This is a genomic window from Actinoplanes palleronii, assembly GCF_016862315.1.
Taxonomy (GTDB): domain Bacteria; phylum Actinomycetota; class Actinomycetes; order Mycobacteriales; family Micromonosporaceae; genus Actinoplanes; species Actinoplanes palleronii.
The window spans coordinates 84,557-100,039 of sequence record NZ_BOMS01000057.1 but is presented as its reverse complement, the minus strand read 5'-3'; the positions used below and the strand labels follow the sequence as shown (position 1 = coordinate 100,039).

Below are 15,483 nucleotides of genomic sequence, written 5' to 3'. Positions count from 1 at the left end.
ACGGCGAGCAGGACCGGCGCCCCGTGCGGTGGGACGGGTAGCCGGACGGGTGCACGCCGGTCCGGTGATCGGCCGGGTGCCGCCGCTGGAGCGGGCACGCACCGACGTGGCGCCCCTCGACGGGATGCCGCCACCGGTCTTCGCCGATCCGAGCGGGGTACGCCTGGACCGAGGCGCCGACCGGGCTGCGCCAGCTGTGGCGGCAGCGTTTCCGGTGGAGTTTCGGCACCATGCAGGCGCTGTGGAAGCATCGGCGTGCGGTGGTCGAACCCGGCCGGTCCGGGCGGTTCGGGCGGCGTGGCCTGCTCCTCATCGCCCTGTTCACCGTGCTCCTGCCGCTGCTGGCACCGCTGCTGGACATCATGGCGCTCTACGGTTTCGCCGTCCTCGGCCACCGCGAGGCCTGGCTCGCCATGACCGCGGTGCAGACGCTGACCGCGGTGGTGGCGTTCCGGCTCGACCACGAGCCGCTGCACCCGCTGTGGACCCTGCCGCTGCAGCAGGTCGCCTACCGCCAGCTGATGTACCTGGTGCTCATGTACTCCGCGCTGACCGCCCTGACCGGGCGCAGGCAGCGCTGGCAGAAGCTGCGCCGCGTCGGCGGCGTGGCCGTCCCGGCCGGCACCGGCCGATGAATCGAGAGGAGGCCGGAGATGCCGCACCGCACGGGAGAACTGCTCGGCGCCCGCTACCGGCTGGACGACCGGATCGCCGCCGGCGGGATGGGCGAGGTGTGGGACGCCACCGACACGGTGCTGAACCGCGCGGTCGCGGTCAAGACGCTGCACGCCGACCGGGCGGTCGATCCGCAGTTCCAGAGCCGGTTCCAGCACGAGGCCCGGGCCATGGCCGCCCTGCACGACCCCGGCATCGCCGACGTGTACGACTTCGGCGGGGGCCGGGGTGACGAGGCCTACCTGGTCATGGCCCGGGTGCAGGGTGAGCCGCTGGACCGGCGGATCGCCGCACGGGGCCGGCTCGGCCCGGCCGAGACCATGTCGATCGTCGCGCAGGTCGCCCGCGCGCTGCAGGCCGCCCACGACGCCGGCATCGTGCACCGCGACGTCAAACCCGCCAACCTGATCATCGCTTCGGACGGGACCGTCGTCCTGGTCGACTTCGGCGTCGCCCAGTCGGCTCGCTCCGCGGCGCTGACCGGCGTGAACGAGGTGGTGGGCACGGCCGTCTACATCTCGCCCGAGCAGGTCGCCAAGCGTTCCGTGGGGCCGGCCGCCGATCTTTACGCGCTCGGCGTGGTGGCGTACCACTGCCTGGCCGGCCACCCGCCGTTCCTCGGCGACAACCCGGTAGCGATCGCGATGCAGCACCTCGAGGACGATCCGCCCCCGCTGCCGGCGGAAGTCCCGGCACCGGTGCGCGACGTGGTCAGCACCGCGATGGCCAAGGACCCGGCGGCCCGGTTCCCGTCGGCTACGGCAATGGCCGTGGCGGCCGACCACGCCGTGCGCGCGGCGCCGGCGACCACGGCGGCGACGACGGTCCGGATCGACTCCTTGCGTACGGGCCGTACGTCGCCCCCCGTCGAACCGCCGGCGGAACGGTCCCGGCGCCGGTCGGTGCTGATCGCGCTCCTGACGGCGGTGTTGGTGGTGCTCGGCGTGGGCGGCGCACTCGCGCTCGCCGACCCGTTCGGCTGGTTCCCGGCCAGCACCCCGCGGCCCAGCACCTCGATCTCCACGACGCCGTCGGCACCGGTCTCGACCGCACCGGGCGGTGGTGGTGGCCCGGCGCCCGGTCACCCGAGCACGCACCCGTCGGCGCCGGCCTCCTCGCCTTCCCCGCCGTCCCCTTCCCCCTCGTCGTCATCCGGCTCCAGTCCGTCGCCGAGTGCCTCCGCCGAGCCCTCCTCGGCCGGCCCGTCACCATCCACCCGTCCGAGCACGACCACGCCCACCAGTGAGCCCCCGGCGTCCCCGCGGGCGTCGGCGTCCTCGTAGCGCCGGTCACCGGGCGGTCGCCACCCCGCCGGTGCCCCGGCCGGTGACGTTCTCACCGGCGAGCAACACCTCGGTGAGCGGCCGCCGCGGGGTGCGCCCGGTCATCCGGCCGTACCCGATCCGCAGCACCATCTGTGCCCGGGTCGGCGGCGTGGTCAGCATCCGCCGGACCGACGGCACCTCGACCGGCTGGCTGATCGGAGTGGTGGCCAGACCCAGCCAGGTCGCGGTGAGCAACACCCGCTGCAGCGCCTGGCCGGCGCGCAGCCAGTCGCGGGGTGTGTCGGAGTCGGTGGCCAGCACCACGATCGTCGGGTGCGGCTCGAACGGCTCGCTCGTCCGCGGTCCCGGCACGAACTGCCCGAAGTCACGGATCGGCACCGTCTCCAGCGCGTCCCACGGACCCACCGCCCAGCTCGGCACGCCGTCGTGGCGCACCTGGCTGCCCGTCCAGTGACTGAGCTCGGCCAGGTAGTCCGGCCGGGCCTTCAGCCGGCGATCAGCGGAGCGGGCCATCTCCAGGATGGCGTCGCGGGCGTGCGCGTCCGCGACGGTCAGCGCCGTACCCTCCCGGCGGGCCGCAGCGCGGATCTGCCGCAGCGGCTCCGGGGGCACCGGAACGTTCGCGAACGGTGCGCGGTTGGTGTGCCGGTGCGGGATCGCGGCGGCGAGGGTCTCGATGTCACGGTCGACGCGCGTCGGGCGCACGGCCGTGACCCGGGCGGCGAGTGCCGGATCCTCGGCGGACGGAAAAGCCTCGATTCGTACGGCGTAACCGGCGCGCCGGACGGCGACCCGGAGGGTGAAGACGGCGGCGCCCACGCTGAGCAGTTGTTCGCGGCCGTCCGGATCCGCCACCGGGAGGCGGCGGCTCGGGTCGGCGTACACCTCGATCGCCGCGCCGACGATCCGGAACAGCCACGGCTGGCTGTTGTGCAGCGACGGCGCGGCGGTCGCGACCCGGACGCATTCGGTGAGGATTCCCCGCGCCGGCGGGACAGACATGGTCATCGCCCCTCCTTTCGCGGCCGCCGCCCCGCGGTGGCCGGCTCGACGGACGTGCACCTCGAGACACGGTCCCGATGTCACCACGCTAGGTCGGTCCCGGTGGCTCGGGCAGGGCCGGAGGACCTCCTGGTGCGCGCGAGCCGGGACGTTCGGCCCTGCCCGGCCGCCGGGACCAGCGGTGTGCTGAGGAGAAAAGGGAGGTGTCATGGACCGCTATCCACTACAGGTTGAGGCGCGACGCGACGAACCCCTCAGCCGTGGGCTCTGGCTGATCAAGTGGCTCTTGCTGATCCCACACTTCGTCGTGCTGCTGGTCCTCTGGACCGGCGTGGTGGTGCTCACCCTGGCGGCCTACCTGGCCGTGCTGTTCACCGGCCGCTATCCGGCGTCGATCCGCGCCTACAACCTCGGGGTGCTGCGCTGGAGCTGGCGGGTCGGCTACTACGGCTACGAGGTGCTCGGCACGGACGTCTACCCGCCGTTCACCCTCGCCGACGTCCCGGACTTCCCGGCCCGGCTGCATCTGGACCCGCCGGAACGGATCCCGCGCTGGTTGCCGCTGGTGGCCTGGCTGTTCGCCCTGCCCCACCTGTTCGTTCTGGGCGCGCTCAACGGCGCGGCCAGCCGTTCGGCCGGTGTCGGTGACGCCTACTGGTACGCGCCGCTCAGCATCACTCTGACCGTGCTGCTGATCGGTGCCGTCGCCCTGCTGTTCACCGGACGCTACCCGCGTGGCCTTCATGATCTGCTGCTCGGCCTGGCCCGGTGGGGTCTGCGCGTGGCGGCCTACCTGATGCTGCTAACTCCTCGTTACCCGCCGCTGCGCCTGGATCAGGGCGCGACCGAACCCGACCCGGTGCCGGACGCCCCGGTCGCGGCGGATCCGCCGGTGCATCCGGCGCGCCCGTCGGCGGCCGGGTCGGTCATCGCCCTGGTCGTCGGGGTCCTGCTGCTCGCCCCGGGGATCGGGCTGGGTGTCGGCGGCGGGGTGCTTCTCGGCCTGAACGCCGCCCGGGACGGCGCCGGCTATGTGACCAGCCCGGAACTGCGGGCCGAAAGCAGCACCGCGGCGATCACCGCGGAGAACCTGACCATCACCGATGCCGGGGTGTGGACCCGGACGGCCGCCGACGTCGGCGGGCTCCGGGTGTCCGCGATCTCGCCGTCCGGCCGTGCCCTGTTCGTCGGCATCGCGCCGCAGTCCGCGGTCGACACCTGGCTCACCGGAACCGCGCACGACGAACTGGTCGGCTTCACCTCGGGCCGGGCCCGGTACGAGCGGGCCACCGGGCCGCTACGGCCGGCCACCGGCCCCGCGGACCAGTCCTTCTGGCTGGCCCAGTCCTCGGGTACGGGCACCGCGACCCTGCAGTGGGCGGTCACCGACTGCCGGTACGCCGTCGTCATCGCCAACCTGGACGGTTCCCCGGCGGTCACCGCGGACGTCACCGGGGCGGTCCAGGTGCCCGGGCTGGCCGGGCTGGGCTCCGGTCTGCTGATCACCGGCGTCCTGCTGTTCCTGCTCGCGGTGACGCTCATCATTCTCGGCGGGGTCGGCCTCGGCCGCCGGCACAGCCCGCCTCCGCTGGCAGGGCAGCCGCCCACACCGTCGGTGCCGCCGGTGCTGACCGGTTCCTGATCGGCGACGTGTCCGGCCCGGCGGTGCTCACCGCCGGGCCGGATCCGCTGGTCGGTGGCCGCCGCGCCACCCGCCGCTACACCGCGAGCCCCGCGTCCGCCGTCCGCGGTCCGGGTGCACCCGCCCCGGTCGCCGCGTCCGGTCCCACCTGCGCGATGGCCTGACCGCTGGTCGCGTCGAAGAAATACGCCTTGCTCACGTCGATCGCGAGCCGGACCGGCCGGCCGATGGCCAGGTCGGCCTGCTGCGTGACCTTGGCGGTCCACAGCCTGGTACCGGAGGTGTCCTCGACCGCGACCGGCACGACACCGGTCTGCCGCTGCTCGTCCCGGCTCCCGTCCCGGGGTGCTTCGAACAGCACGTGCTTCTCGTCGCCGAGCGCCTCGACACCGAGCGGTACGACCTCGATCACCGCCGGGTCGCCCGGTCCGGCCAGCGACAACGCGGCCGGGCGCAGCCCCAGCACCACCGCCGACCCGAGGTGCTCGGCCAGGCCCGGGTAGCGCCGCGCCGCGTCCGGGATCTCCAGCTCGAGACCGTCCAGCGCGGCCGTGACCCGCTCCCCACCGCGCAGGCGCACGGTGGCGAAGTTCATGCTCGGCGAGCCCATGAACCCGGCGACGAAGCGGTTCGCCGGCGCCAGGTAGAGCTCCTCCGGACGGCCGACCTGCTGCAGCCGGCCCTGGTCCAGCACCGCGATCCGGTCGCCGAGCGTCATGGCCTCCACCTGGTCGTGGGTGACGTACACGGTGGTGATCCGGTAACGCTGGTGCAACCGGGCCAGTTCGGCCCGCATCGACACCCGCAGTTTGGCGTCGAGGTTGGACAGCGGCTCGTCGAGCAGGAACACCCGCGGTTTACGCACCAGTGCGCGTCCCATGGCGACCCGCTGCCGCTGACCTCCGGAGAGCGCCTTGGGTTTGCGGTCCAGCAACTCGTACAGGCCGAGCAGGTGAGCGGTGTCCGCCACCTGCGTCGTCAGCTGCGGGGCGGGGACGTGGCGCAGCTTCAGCGCGAACGCCATGTTCTCCTGCACCGTCATGTGCGGGTAGAGCGCGTAGTTCTGGAACACCATGGCGATGTCGCGTTGCTTGGGCGGCCAGGCGGTGACCGGCTCGCCGTCGATCAGGACGTCACCGGAGGTCACCTCCTCCAGCCCCGCGATCATGCGCAGGATCGTCGACTTACCGCAGCCGGACGGTCCGACCAGCACCAGGAACTCGCCGTCGTCGATGCTCAGGCTCACATCGTCGACCGCCGCGGTCCTGCCGCCGAAAGTCTTCGTGAGATGTTCCAGCCGGACGATGGACATGCCGCCTCCTCGGATACCGGCAGCCGGCCGACTGAGCCGGCCTGCGACCTCAGTGCAGCGCGCGAGGCGCCGGCGGGCCAGAGGCGCCGGGCGGGTCCGGCCCGGGACATAGGTCCCGCACCGGTGGAACCCGGTCGACCGTCCGGCGGCAGGGCCGAACGACTCCTCGTCGACCGGTCCCCCGGCCCTGCCGGGCGGGCCCGGAGCCCGACTAGCGTCCGGTACGGATGACCGCAGTCGGCGGTCGTGCGGGAGGTCGCGATGCCGATCGAGTCCCGGGGCCGCAAGCCGTGGTTGCCGCCACGCTGGTTCATCCGTGTGGCGTGGTCGGCACACCGTGGCCTGTATCGGGCCACCAACGGTCGGGTGGGGCTGTGGCGACCGCGCGCCGGCGGCTGGGGTGCGCTGCGGTTGTCCACCACCGGGCGGCGTACCGGACGGACCCGCAGCGTCATCCTCGGTTACCTCGAGGACGACGCTCACCTGGTCACTCTGGCGATGAACGGGTGGGGTGCCGGTACGCCCGCCTGGTGGCTCAACCTGCGGGCCGACCCGGAGGCGACCGTGATCACCCGGGACGGCCGGCAACGGGTGATCGCCCGGGTCGCGACCGGCGACGAGCGGGCCCGGCTGTGGGAGCGCTGGCGCCGGATCGACAAGAATCTGGATGCGTACGCGGCGCTGCGTCCGTCGGAGACCCCGTGGTCGTCCTGGAACCGTTGACCCCCGGCCCGGACCGAACGACCCTGCCCGGCCCGCCGCCACCGGCCTAGTCTGGACCTCAGGTGAGCCGCAGGCCGGTGACCGAGGCCCGGGGCCGAACCGGGGAAGGGACCCGTGATGGACACATCCGCAACCGTTCTCGTCGGCACCGACGGTTCCGCCCCGGCCGACGCGGCCGTCCGCTGGGCCGCCGTGGAGGCACAACGCCGCGACACCACGCTGACCGTCCTGAACGCCTACGACCCGACCTGGGCCGTCACGCCCGGGCTGCCGCGCCGCGACCTGACGCACGCCACCGACCTGGCGGAGACCATCGTGGCCGACGCCCTCCGCATGATCAATACGCTGGCGCCCCGGGTCACCGTGCACACCATGGCCGTTCCCGGCGACCCGGCCGCGGTGCTGATCGAGCAGGCCACGGATGCCGCCCTGCTCGTGGTCGGCCATCGCGGTCGTGGCGGCTTCACCAGCTTGATGCTCGGCTCGGTCAGCCAGCGGGTGTCCACCCACGCGCCGTGCCCCACCGTGGTGGTGCGTGGCCGGACGCTGGCCATCGACGGGCCCGTCGTGCTGGGTGTGGACAGTTCCGCCGGCTGCCGGCCGGCCCTGCGCGCCGCCTTCACCGCCGCCCGCCGCCGACGCGCGCCGGTTCTCGCCGTGCACGCCTACGCCGAGCCGTTGCCGCCGGTCACCCCCGGCATGGCACCGATCCTGCCGGCCGACCCGGAGGCGGTGGCCAAGTCGCACACCAACGAGGTCGACAGACTGCTGACCGGTCTCCGCAGTGAGTTCCCGGACGTCGACGTCGAACTCCAGGTCGCGACCGGCACGGCCGCGGGCCTGCTGGTCGGTGCCTCGCACCACGCTCAGCTGGTGGTGGTCGGCAGCCGCGGCCACGGCACGCTGACCGGGACCCTGCTGGGCTCGGTCGGTCAGCAGCTGCTGCACCACGCCGACTGCCCGGTGCTGATCGCCCGCAGCTGACCTGCTACCGGCGTTCCCGGTCCGCTCGCCGCGTCACGGCGTGCCACACATCCCGCGGCAACGGAATGTCGCTCCGGTCGTCCATCCGCCGCAGCGCGAACCGGCCGACCGCCATACCGCAGAATCCGGCGAGCAGATACAGCGCCCGGCTGCCGTCCACGGGCACGTCCACCGGCCCCACGGTCATCCGCAGGGCGGAGGTCAGCCCGGCGAGCGTGCCGGCGGCCGCGACGGTCAGCAGCAGCACGACCCGGGTCATGGACTGGATCAGGCTGAACACCCGGCCCCGGACGTCGTCGGGCACCTCTGCCCCGATCAGGGTGATGCCGCACAGGAAGGCCATGCCGGCGCCCGCACCGACCAGAGCGACCTCGGGCAGCGCCACGGCCGGGGACGGGGTGACCGCCAGCAGCACCACGCCCACCGCGGCCAGTTGCACGGACAGACCGAACACGCGGCGCCGCGAGAGCCGGCCCACCACCTGCGGACCGACCAGGACGCCCAGGCCGAACCCGACGAACAGGCCACCGAACAACAGCCCGAAGGTGGCGTCGCCACCACCGAGGGATCGACTGTAGAAGCGCGCCGCGCCGACCACGATGCCCGCACCGGCGAATGCCCCGAGCAGCCCCACCACCAGGCCACGCAACAACGGGGTACGAGCCAGGCAGCGCAGGCCGGCCCTGATCGCCGCCCGCGAGTCCTCGGCGGGCACCGCCCGGCCGCGCCCGGAGATCTCGCGGACCCCGAACCCGACCACGGCCGCGCAGGCCAGGAACGTCAAGGCGTCGAAGTAGAGGGCGGTGACGGCCGCGCCGCCGTCACCGATGGCCGGCAGCCGGGACGTCCCGGCGAACACCAGCGCGGCCAGCACCGGTGTGACGCCGTACGTGGTGATGATGGTCAACTGGTTGGCGGTCTCCAACCGTCGTGCCGGGAGCAGGTTGGGCACCGCTGCCTCCTTGGCCGGGGCCCACAACATCGCGCCGACCTGGGCGGTGAAGGAGGCGACCGCCGCCCAGCCGACCGCCACCGCATGCTCATCGGTCAGCGCCGCTACGGCCGGGATCGAGGCGAACAGCGCGAAGCGCGTCACGTCGACCGACACCATGATGTGCCGGCGGTCGTACCGGTCGGCCAGCACACCCGCGAGCGGGCCGAGCAGCAGCCAGGGCAGCAGTTGCACGACGATCACCCCGCCGAAGGCCGCCCCCTGCGCCGCCGGCGAGCTGAGCTGTGCCGACGCGAACGAGGACGTCGCCAGCAGTCCGAGCCAGTCACCGAGCGACGAGAGCCCGAACACCAGCCACAGCCGGCGGAACGGCCGAAGGCGCACGACCTCGGCGAGCGCCGACCGGGACAGGGACGCCGTGGCGGTCACCTCTTCACCATCCGCGCCGAGCCGGCGGCGGGCACAGAGCCGAACGACCCCATCACCGGTGGCCCGGCACCCGTTCTCACTGGGCGGTGCCGGAATCACCCGCTTCGGGCACCACGAACGGATGCTCCTGATCATCGCGGGAGGCCAGCCGCTGCATCACACTGCGATAGTGCGAGCGGCTGATCTCACCGCGCATCAGTTGCCCGCTCAACGCACCTTCCAGTGTCGTCGGCTCCGGTACCGAGGTGGCGGACCGCGGGGTGGCGTCCACCTCGGGCTTCCGGGTCCTCGCTGCCCGGAAGGCGGGCCGCGCCGCGAAGTAGGCGAGCGCCGACAGGCTCAGGATGACGATGACCAGTGACAGCATGGGGATCACCTCCGTACTGCCCACAGTGGTACGCGAGCCGTCTCGATCAGCAGGGACGAAGGTCCCGGTCCGCGGAGCCGACCCACCCGGACCCCGGGGGCGGTCCTCTCCTCGGCCGCGGGGCGTCGGCACCGGACGAGGTCGGGACTTGTGCCCCTGCCCGGCCCGCCGGCACCGAGCAACCATGGAGATGCACCCACCGGCGCGCAGGTGTAGCACCTCGGTGGCGACGGAAAGCGGCTCTCGGGCCAACGACCACGCACCGCCATGATGGTCACCCCCGCCATCGGTGGCTGGCCTGACCCGCCGGTGGGTGCCTGACCGTGTTCAGGGGTGGATACGCATGAGCGGACCGCAACCGACCACGGCGACCGGCATCGAGGTCGTGACGCACGGCCGGGTGCCCGCCGATCTGGTCGCCTATGCCCGGCACAAGGTTCTCCAGGCTTGCCGCCACACCCGGCGGCCGATCCCGCACGTACGCCTGAAACTCAGCTACTGCGAGGACACGCGAGTGTCCCGGCCCGCCCGCGCACAAGCGAACGTGGACCTCGACGGCCGGTTGCTACGGGGTGAGGTCACCGCGCCGACCATGCGGGAGGCGGTCGACCTGCTGGAGGATCGGCTGCGGCGCCGGTTGTCCCGGGCAGCCCGGCACTGGGAGGCACGTCGCGGCTCCCGGCCGGGGCCCGAGGGGTGGCGGCACGGCTCGGCCGGTCGGCACCCGCTCGCCCACTTCCCACGGCCCGCACAGGAACGCCAGGTGGTGCGGCACAAGTCGTACGAGCCGGCCCGGACGACGCCCGACGAAGCCGTTTTCGACATGGACCTGCTCGACTACGACGTGCACCTGTTCACCGACGAGACCACCGGGCAGGACGCCGTGGTCTACCGGGCCGGCCCCACCGGCTACCGGCTGGCTCGGTTGCGCCCGGCCGATCGGCCGGCCCCGGCGACCGCCGTGCCGCTGACGGTCAGCAACCGCCCGGCTCCCCGGCTCACCCTCGCCGAGGCGGTCGACCGCCTCAACCTGACCGATCAGCCGTTCCTGTTCTTCGCCGACGTGACGGAGGGGCGCGGCCGGCTGCTCTACCACCGCTACGACGGCCACTACGGCCTGATCACCCCCGCGGGTTGAGCGCCGGCGCTACCCACGGTGGCGAAGTCCGCTGACTCCGGCACCGGGCGTACCAGGCTCGGGAACCAGGCTGAACGCGCCCTCCTCCTCCTGGGCGTTGTGCAGCCGCAGGATCGCGTAGAGGCCGTACAGCAAGCGCCGTACGTCGGTGACGTCCTCCGGCTCCACCTGCTGCACCAGGTCGTCCACCGTCCGGCGCAGGCGCCCGATCTGGTGTTCGATCTCGGCGTGAGTGCGGCTGAGCCCGCTGGTCGCCTCCACCCCGCCGAGCGCCCGCGCCATGATCGGCAGCAGTTCCGCCTCCTCGGCCTGCTCGTGCGCCAGCAACCGCGCCTCCAGCTGCTCCAGCAGGTCACGAACCGGGCCCAGGTCGTACGGCGCCCGGTTCAGGGCGTCCGCGACCGTGCGCACCTGCTCGACCAGCGGCCGCACGTCACGATGCTCGGCGTAGAGCCGCTGGGCGGTGACGACGTCGGCGGGTGTCATCGCGACGGTGTGCGACGGCGCGGGCAGCAACGCCGTCAGGGCGATGGCGATGGCCGCCACGTCGATGCCCTCCTGCAGCAGCGCACCGGCGGCGGGTGGCAGGTAGCCGGCCGCCGCCACCAGCATCGCCACGGCCGACAGGCCCATCCCGACCGTGACCGCCCCGACCGCGACGGTGCGGCAGCGCCGCGCGGTGAGGATGGCGTCGGCCAGCGCGTCGAGGCGATCGACGATGAGGACCACGTCGGCGGCCTCGGCCGACGCGGTCGCCCCGCGGGCCGCGAGGGCGACCCCCACCCCCGCGGCGGCCAGCGCCGGCGCGTCGTTGACGCCGTCGCCGACCATGATCGTCGGGGCGCTCTCCTGCTCGGCGCGGACCAGGCTCAGCTTGTCGGCCGGGTCGCAGTCGGCGTGCACCGCGTCGACGCCGACGATCCGTCCGACGGTCTCCGCGGTCTCGGCGCGGTCACCGGTCACCAGCACGACGCGGGTGACACCGGCCGCGCGCATCGCCCGGATCATGCGGGGCGCCTGCGGGCGTACCGGATCCTCCAGCAGCAGCACCCCGGCGGGCACGTCGTCGACCGCCACGAAGACGCTCAGCGAGCCGTCGAGCGCGGGCCGCCGCCGGGCGTGCCGCACCCACCCCGGCAGGGGACCGTGGACGATCCACGCCGCCTTGCCCAGCCGGACCCGGTGGCCGTCGACCATGCCCTCCAGGCCGTAGCCGTGCCGCTCGTGCACCTCCTCCGGCGCGGTCAACGCCAGTGCGCGATCGTGGGCGGCGGTCACGATCGCACCGGCCAGGACGTGCGCGGAGCTCTGGTCCAGGCTTGCGGCGAGGCGCAGGACCTCGGCCGCGGGCAGGTGCGCCTCGACGGGTGTCACCACGTCGGTGAGCACCGGCCGGCCGGCGGTCAGCGTCCCGGTCTTGTCGAACAGCAGGACCCGGCCGGCGGCCAGCTGTTCCAGGGCGCCTCCGCCTTTGACGATCACCCCGCTCCGGGCCGCCCGGGAGATCCCCGACATGATCGCGATCGGTGCGGCCAGCAGCAACGGGCAGGGCGTGGCCACCACCAGGACCGCCACCGCCCGTACCGGATCTCCGGTAAACGCCCAGGCGAGGCCGGCCAGCAGCAGTGTCACCGGCACGAACGCCACCGCGAAACGGTCCGCTATCCGCACGAACGGGGCGCTGCCCGCCTGGGCCTGCTCGACCAGACGCACCACGCCCGCGTACGTGGAGGCCTCCGCCGTCGCGGTGGCCGTCAGCCGCGCCGGCGAGCCCGCGTTCACCACTCCGCTGCGGACGTCCTCGCCGGCGTGCCGTTCCACCGGCAGCGGCTCCCCCGTCAGGGCGGACTCGTCGAGCACCGCGGGACCGAGCAGCCGGCCGTCGACCGGCACGATCTCCCCGGAGCCGACCACGAGGCGGTCACCGACGGTCACCTCGCTGACCGGCACCTCCACCGGACCGGACGCGGTGTCACGCCGGGCGGTCCGCGGCGCCCGGGCCGCCAGCGCGCTGAGCTCACGGCGGGCCCGGGCAGCGGCCCGCGCCTCCAGCAGCACACCGCTGGCCAGCATGACCGCGATCATCGCGCCCGCGAAGGCCTCACCGACCCACAGCGCACCGACCAGCGCCAGCCAGGCGATCACGTCGACGCTGGCCTCGCGCCGCCGCGCCGCCGTGATCAGCGACGCCGTCGAGTACAGCAGACCGAGCAGCGTCGCGGCCCCCCACACCACCTCCGCGGCCTGCCGGGCACCCGCCGCTGTCACCGCCAGACCGGCCAGCAACAACACCGTCGTGGCCAGGAACAGCGCCCTCTCCCGCTGCTGCCGCATAGAGTCCTCCACACCTCGCCGACGGGCCGCGCGCCCACCGCCACGCCTCTACCGTCGGACTCCGGCCGACGCCACGGCAGGGCCGCAAGACCCTGACAGCGGCATGTCGGCCACGGTCGCTGGCCGACCTGGTGCCGCCACCGGCTACGCCTGTTCGCGGCCGGGCAAGGCGCCGGGGCGCTCATCGGCGGCGTGGCCGCGGGCGCGCTGTACCAGCATTCCCGCACCGCGTTGAGCACCACGGTCGCGATCACCCAGGCGAGCGCGTGCTGCTGCAGATACACCGTCCGATGCCCACGGCGGCGAACATCCGCCTACGCTCGGGTGACGCCATCCTCCGGTGCGCCCGGGGCTGCCGTCGCCGGCCATCCTCGTCCAGCCTCGCCAGGGTGGTCGGCCCACCGTGGGCATCGAGGGCCGGAGATGAGTTTCGCTCTACTGGCGTTGATCTGCGCGGCCGGCATCATCGGTCCGCTGCTGGCGTTCCCGCGCCGGTGGGGACTTCCCGTCGTCGTCGGTGAACTCCTGGCCGGCGTGGCTCTCGGCCCGATGGTGCTGGACCGATTGGATGCCGCCGAACCGACCTTCGCACTGCTGGCCACCATCGGCTTCGCCCTCGTCATGTTCGTCGCCGGCTCCCACGTGCCGGTCGGTGACCCCCGGCTGCGCCAGGCTCTGCCGGTCGGGTTGCTCCGCGCCGTCACCGTGGTCGCCGCCTCCGTGCCGATGGCCCTGCTCATCGCCCGCCTCTTCGATACCGGCCACGCGATCCTGTACGCGGTCCTGCTCTCGTCCTCCTCGGCCGCTCTCCTCCTGCCGATCATCACCGAGTCCCGGCTCGAGGGCACCCCGGTCCTGCAACTGCTCCCCCAGGTCGCGTTGGCCGACGCCGCCTGCATCGTCGCGCTGCCCTTGGCGATCGATCCGGCCCGCGCCGGGACAGCGGCTCTGGGTGCGCTCGCGGTGGTGGCGTGCGCTGTCGGCGTGTACGCCGCCCTCCGGGCCGCCGGGCGGCGCGGCTGGCTCAAGACCGTTCACCACCGGTCCCAGCGGCGCAAGTTCGCCCTCGAGTTGCGCATCAACCTGGCCGTTCTCTTCGGCCTCGCCGCGATCGCGCAGACCACCCGAGTCTCGATCATGCTCGCCGGGTTCGGATTCGGCCTGGCCGTGGCGGCCGTCGGGCAACCACGGCGGCTGGCTCGGCAGTTGTTCGGCGTCGCCGAGGGATTCTTCGGCCCGGTGTTCTTCGTCTGGCTGGGCAGTTCCCTCGATCTGCACGCGCTCGCCGACCGGCCCGCCTTGATCGGCCTGGGTGCGGCGCTGGGCATCGCAGCCGTCCTCACCCATCTGCTGCCACGGTTGCTCGGGCAGCCGTTCAGCCTGGCCGCCCTGTCCGGCGCGCAGCTCGGGGTTCCGGTCGCGGCCGCCGCCCTCGGCACCCAGTCGCACCTGCTGGCAGCCGGCGAACCCGCCGCGCTCATCCTCGGCGCCCTGATCACCATCGGGGTCGCCACGGTCGCCGCCCCGCGCGCCGCGAAGGCCTTCGCGCCCGCGCCCCGGCAACCGTGAGGACCAGCCGCGGCGCCCCGGCGACATCAGGGCTGACCTCCCGGCACGGCAACCCGGCAGCGATGGTCGCGATCGCCGTCCCAAGCTGGCGCGCGGACGGCGGCCGTCTACCGGGCCGGCTCGGCCTGGGAGAGCAGGAAGTCCGTCACCGCCGGAGCGAAAGCAGGGCCCAGATGCGGTACGTGGGTGCCGCCGTTGATCGTCCACTGCTGCACGCTCGATCCCCCGGCACAGTCCTGCCGGTACGTGCGTACCGACGTCTCAGCGGCCGGCAGGTCGGTCACCAGGTCCAGACCGGGAGCATCGCGGCCGGCGCTCGCACACCGGTCGTAGCCCAGCCAACGGGTGACGGTGGTGGCCGCCGACGGGTACGCCACGCCGTCGATGGCGCCGCCGGTGAACGCGATCGCCTCGTCGTCGGTGCTGTGCACGGCCAGCACGCTCACCGGTTCGGACGGCCGGCACCGTGCGGGGTCGTTCCAGGTGGCGCCGTTGACGGCGACGATCGCCGCGATCTGGTCGGCGTGATCGCAGGCCATCCGGAACGCCATGAACGCGCCGTTGGAGTGACCGATCAGGTAGACCCGGGCGCCGTCGATCCGGTACGAGCCCTGGACCGTGGAGATGAGGTCGCTGAGGTACCGCGAGTCGTCAGGTTTCGCGCCGGAGAGCCCGCAGCACGCGTCGGTGGCGTTCCAGAACCGGTCGCCCCGGTCGTCGGTCGACCCGTCGGGATAGACGTAGACGAACCCTCGCCGGTCCGACTCGGGCGTCAGCCGCAGGAACGTCTCCAACTCCGGCGCGTCGGAGGTGTATCCGTGCAATGCGAGGACCAGCGGCGCGGGCCGGGCCGGATCGTAGGAGTCAGGGACGTGCACGGTGACCGGCCGGCCACCGATCTCGACCGTGCCGGTGCCACTCGCCGGCCATACCGGCGGGGAGCCGGACGAGGGACCGGGCCGGTCCGCTGCGCCGCAGGCCGCCGTCACCATGACCGCCACGACGGCGGTCACGGCCCGGGCCACCTGCCACCTGTGCCGAGCCATCGCACCCTCCCGAGGCCGGGGACT

Annotated in this window: 13 protein-coding genes; 7 read left to right on the top strand and 6 right to left on the bottom strand. The window is 73.5% G+C overall.

Features of this window, described 5'->3' with window-relative positions; translation table 11 throughout:
- The first annotated feature begins 230 nt into the window (after window positions 1–230).
- The gene (locus Apa02nite_RS21335; protein WP_203826540.1) at window positions 231–635 is read left to right on the top strand and encodes a hypothetical protein; all 405 of its coding nucleotides are present in this window, start codon (window positions 231–233) and stop codon (window positions 633–635) included.
- Window positions 636–653: 18 nt separating this feature from the next.
- Window positions 654–1,958, top strand: coding sequence for a serine/threonine-protein kinase (locus Apa02nite_RS21330; protein WP_203826539.1), 1,305 nt, complete (start codon window positions 654–656; stop codon window positions 1,956–1,958).
- A gap of 6 nt (window positions 1,959–1,964) precedes the next feature.
- Here the strand turns inward: Apa02nite_RS21330 and Apa02nite_RS21325 are convergent, their stop codons facing one another.
- Window positions 1,965–2,969: an Acg family FMN-binding oxidoreductase gene (locus Apa02nite_RS21325; protein WP_203826538.1), complete on the bottom strand. Its 1,005-nt coding sequence runs from the start codon at window positions 2,967–2,969 to the stop codon at window positions 1,965–1,967.
- A gap of 202 nt (window positions 2,970–3,171) precedes the next feature.
- Here Apa02nite_RS21325 and Apa02nite_RS21320 point away from each other — a divergent pair, with 202 nt between their 5' ends.
- Window positions 3,172–4,605, top strand: coding sequence for a DUF4389 domain-containing protein (locus Apa02nite_RS21320; RefSeq protein WP_203826537.1), 1,434 nt, complete (start codon window positions 3,172–3,174; stop codon window positions 4,603–4,605).
- Between the two features lie 76 nt (window positions 4,606–4,681).
- Here the strand turns inward: Apa02nite_RS21320 and Apa02nite_RS21315 are convergent, their stop codons facing one another.
- Window positions 4,682–5,917, bottom strand: a complete 1,236-nt coding sequence (locus tag Apa02nite_RS21315) for an ABC transporter ATP-binding protein (protein ID WP_203826536.1) — start codon at window positions 5,915–5,917, stop codon at window positions 4,682–4,684.
- A gap of 261 nt (window positions 5,918–6,178) precedes the next feature.
- On the opposite strand from Apa02nite_RS21315, the gene Apa02nite_RS21310 reads away from it, so the two are divergent.
- Together Apa02nite_RS21310 and Apa02nite_RS21305 are read left to right on the top strand one after the other, a co-directional pair.
- Entirely contained in the window at window positions 6,179–6,640 is a 462-nt protein-coding gene (locus Apa02nite_RS21310; protein WP_203826535.1) for a nitroreductase/quinone reductase family protein, read from the top strand.
- Window positions 6,641–6,757: 117 nt separating this feature from the next.
- The gene (locus tag Apa02nite_RS21305) at window positions 6,758–7,624 is read left to right on the top strand and encodes a universal stress protein (RefSeq protein ID WP_203826534.1); all 867 of its coding nucleotides are present in this window, start codon (window positions 6,758–6,760) and stop codon (window positions 7,622–7,624) included.
- A 4-nt stretch (window positions 7,625–7,628) separates the two neighbouring features.
- On the opposite strand, the gene Apa02nite_RS21300 is transcribed toward Apa02nite_RS21305, so the two are convergent.
- Both Apa02nite_RS21300 and Apa02nite_RS21295 read right to left on the bottom strand, forming a co-directional pair.
- Window positions 7,629–9,005, bottom strand: coding sequence for an MFS transporter (locus tag Apa02nite_RS21300; RefSeq protein WP_203826533.1), 1,377 nt, complete (start codon window positions 9,003–9,005; stop codon window positions 7,629–7,631).
- Window positions 9,006–9,081: 76 nt separating this feature from the next.
- Window positions 9,082–9,372: a hypothetical protein gene (locus Apa02nite_RS21295; RefSeq protein WP_203826532.1), complete on the bottom strand. Its 291-nt coding sequence runs from the start codon at window positions 9,370–9,372 to the stop codon at window positions 9,082–9,084.
- A 343-nt stretch (window positions 9,373–9,715) separates the two neighbouring features.
- Between Apa02nite_RS21295 and Apa02nite_RS51935 the strand changes: the two genes are divergently transcribed.
- Window positions 9,716–10,510 (top strand): sigma 54 modulation/S30EA ribosomal C-terminal domain-containing protein, encoded by a 795-nt coding sequence (locus tag Apa02nite_RS51935; RefSeq protein WP_275412501.1) that lies wholly within the window; start codon window positions 9,716–9,718, stop codon window positions 10,508–10,510.
- A 9-nt stretch (window positions 10,511–10,519) separates the two neighbouring features.
- Here the strand turns inward: Apa02nite_RS51935 and Apa02nite_RS21285 are convergent, their stop codons facing one another.
- The gene (locus tag Apa02nite_RS21285) at window positions 10,520–12,844 is read right to left on the bottom strand and encodes a heavy metal translocating P-type ATPase (protein ID WP_203826531.1); all 2,325 of its coding nucleotides are present in this window, start codon (window positions 12,842–12,844) and stop codon (window positions 10,520–10,522) included.
- Between the two features lie 423 nt (window positions 12,845–13,267).
- Here Apa02nite_RS21285 and Apa02nite_RS21280 point away from each other — a divergent pair, with 423 nt between their 5' ends.
- Window positions 13,268–14,413, top strand: a complete 1,146-nt coding sequence (locus Apa02nite_RS21280) for a cation:proton antiporter (RefSeq protein WP_203826530.1) — start codon at window positions 13,268–13,270, stop codon at window positions 14,411–14,413.
- 107 nt (window positions 14,414–14,520) lie between these two features.
- Here the strand turns inward: Apa02nite_RS21280 and Apa02nite_RS21275 are convergent, their stop codons facing one another.
- Window positions 14,521–15,459: a CE1 family esterase gene (locus tag Apa02nite_RS21275; RefSeq protein ID WP_203826529.1), complete on the bottom strand. Its 939-nt coding sequence runs from the start codon at window positions 15,457–15,459 to the stop codon at window positions 14,521–14,523.
- Between the last annotated feature and the right edge of the window lie 24 nt (window positions 15,460–15,483).

Coding starts and splice junctions, on each gene's coding strand:
- Apa02nite_RS21335 (WP_203826540.1), top strand. CDS start 231: ATGCAGGCGCTGTGGAAGCATCGGCGTGCGGTGGTCGAACCCGGCCGG.
- Apa02nite_RS21330 (WP_203826539.1), top strand. CDS start 654: ATGCCGCACCGCACGGGAGAACTGCTCGGCGCCCGCTACCGGCTGGAC.
- Apa02nite_RS21325 (WP_203826538.1), bottom strand. CDS start 2,969: ATGACCATGTCTGTCCCGCCGGCGCGGGGAATCCTCACCGAATGCGTC.
- Apa02nite_RS21320 (WP_203826537.1), top strand. CDS start 3,172: ATGGACCGCTATCCACTACAGGTTGAGGCGCGACGCGACGAACCCCTC.
- Apa02nite_RS21315 (WP_203826536.1), bottom strand. CDS start 5,917: ATGTCCATCGTCCGGCTGGAACATCTCACGAAGACTTTCGGCGGCAGG.
- Apa02nite_RS21310 (WP_203826535.1), top strand. CDS start 6,179: ATGCCGATCGAGTCCCGGGGCCGCAAGCCGTGGTTGCCGCCACGCTGG.
- Apa02nite_RS21305 (WP_203826534.1), top strand. CDS start 6,758: ATGGACACATCCGCAACCGTTCTCGTCGGCACCGACGGTTCCGCCCCG.
- Apa02nite_RS21295 (WP_203826532.1), bottom strand. CDS start 9,372: ATGCTGTCACTGGTCATCGTCATCCTGAGCCTGTCGGCGCTCGCCTAC.
- Apa02nite_RS51935 (WP_275412501.1), top strand. CDS start 9,716: ATGAGCGGACCGCAACCGACCACGGCGACCGGCATCGAGGTCGTGACG.
- Apa02nite_RS21285 (WP_203826531.1), bottom strand. CDS start 12,844: ATGCGGCAGCAGCGGGAGAGGGCGCTGTTCCTGGCCACGACGGTGTTG.
- Apa02nite_RS21280 (WP_203826530.1), top strand. CDS start 13,268: ATGAGTTTCGCTCTACTGGCGTTGATCTGCGCGGCCGGCATCATCGGT.
- Apa02nite_RS21275 (WP_203826529.1), bottom strand. CDS start 15,459: ATGGCTCGGCACAGGTGGCAGGTGGCCCGGGCCGTGACCGCCGTCGTG.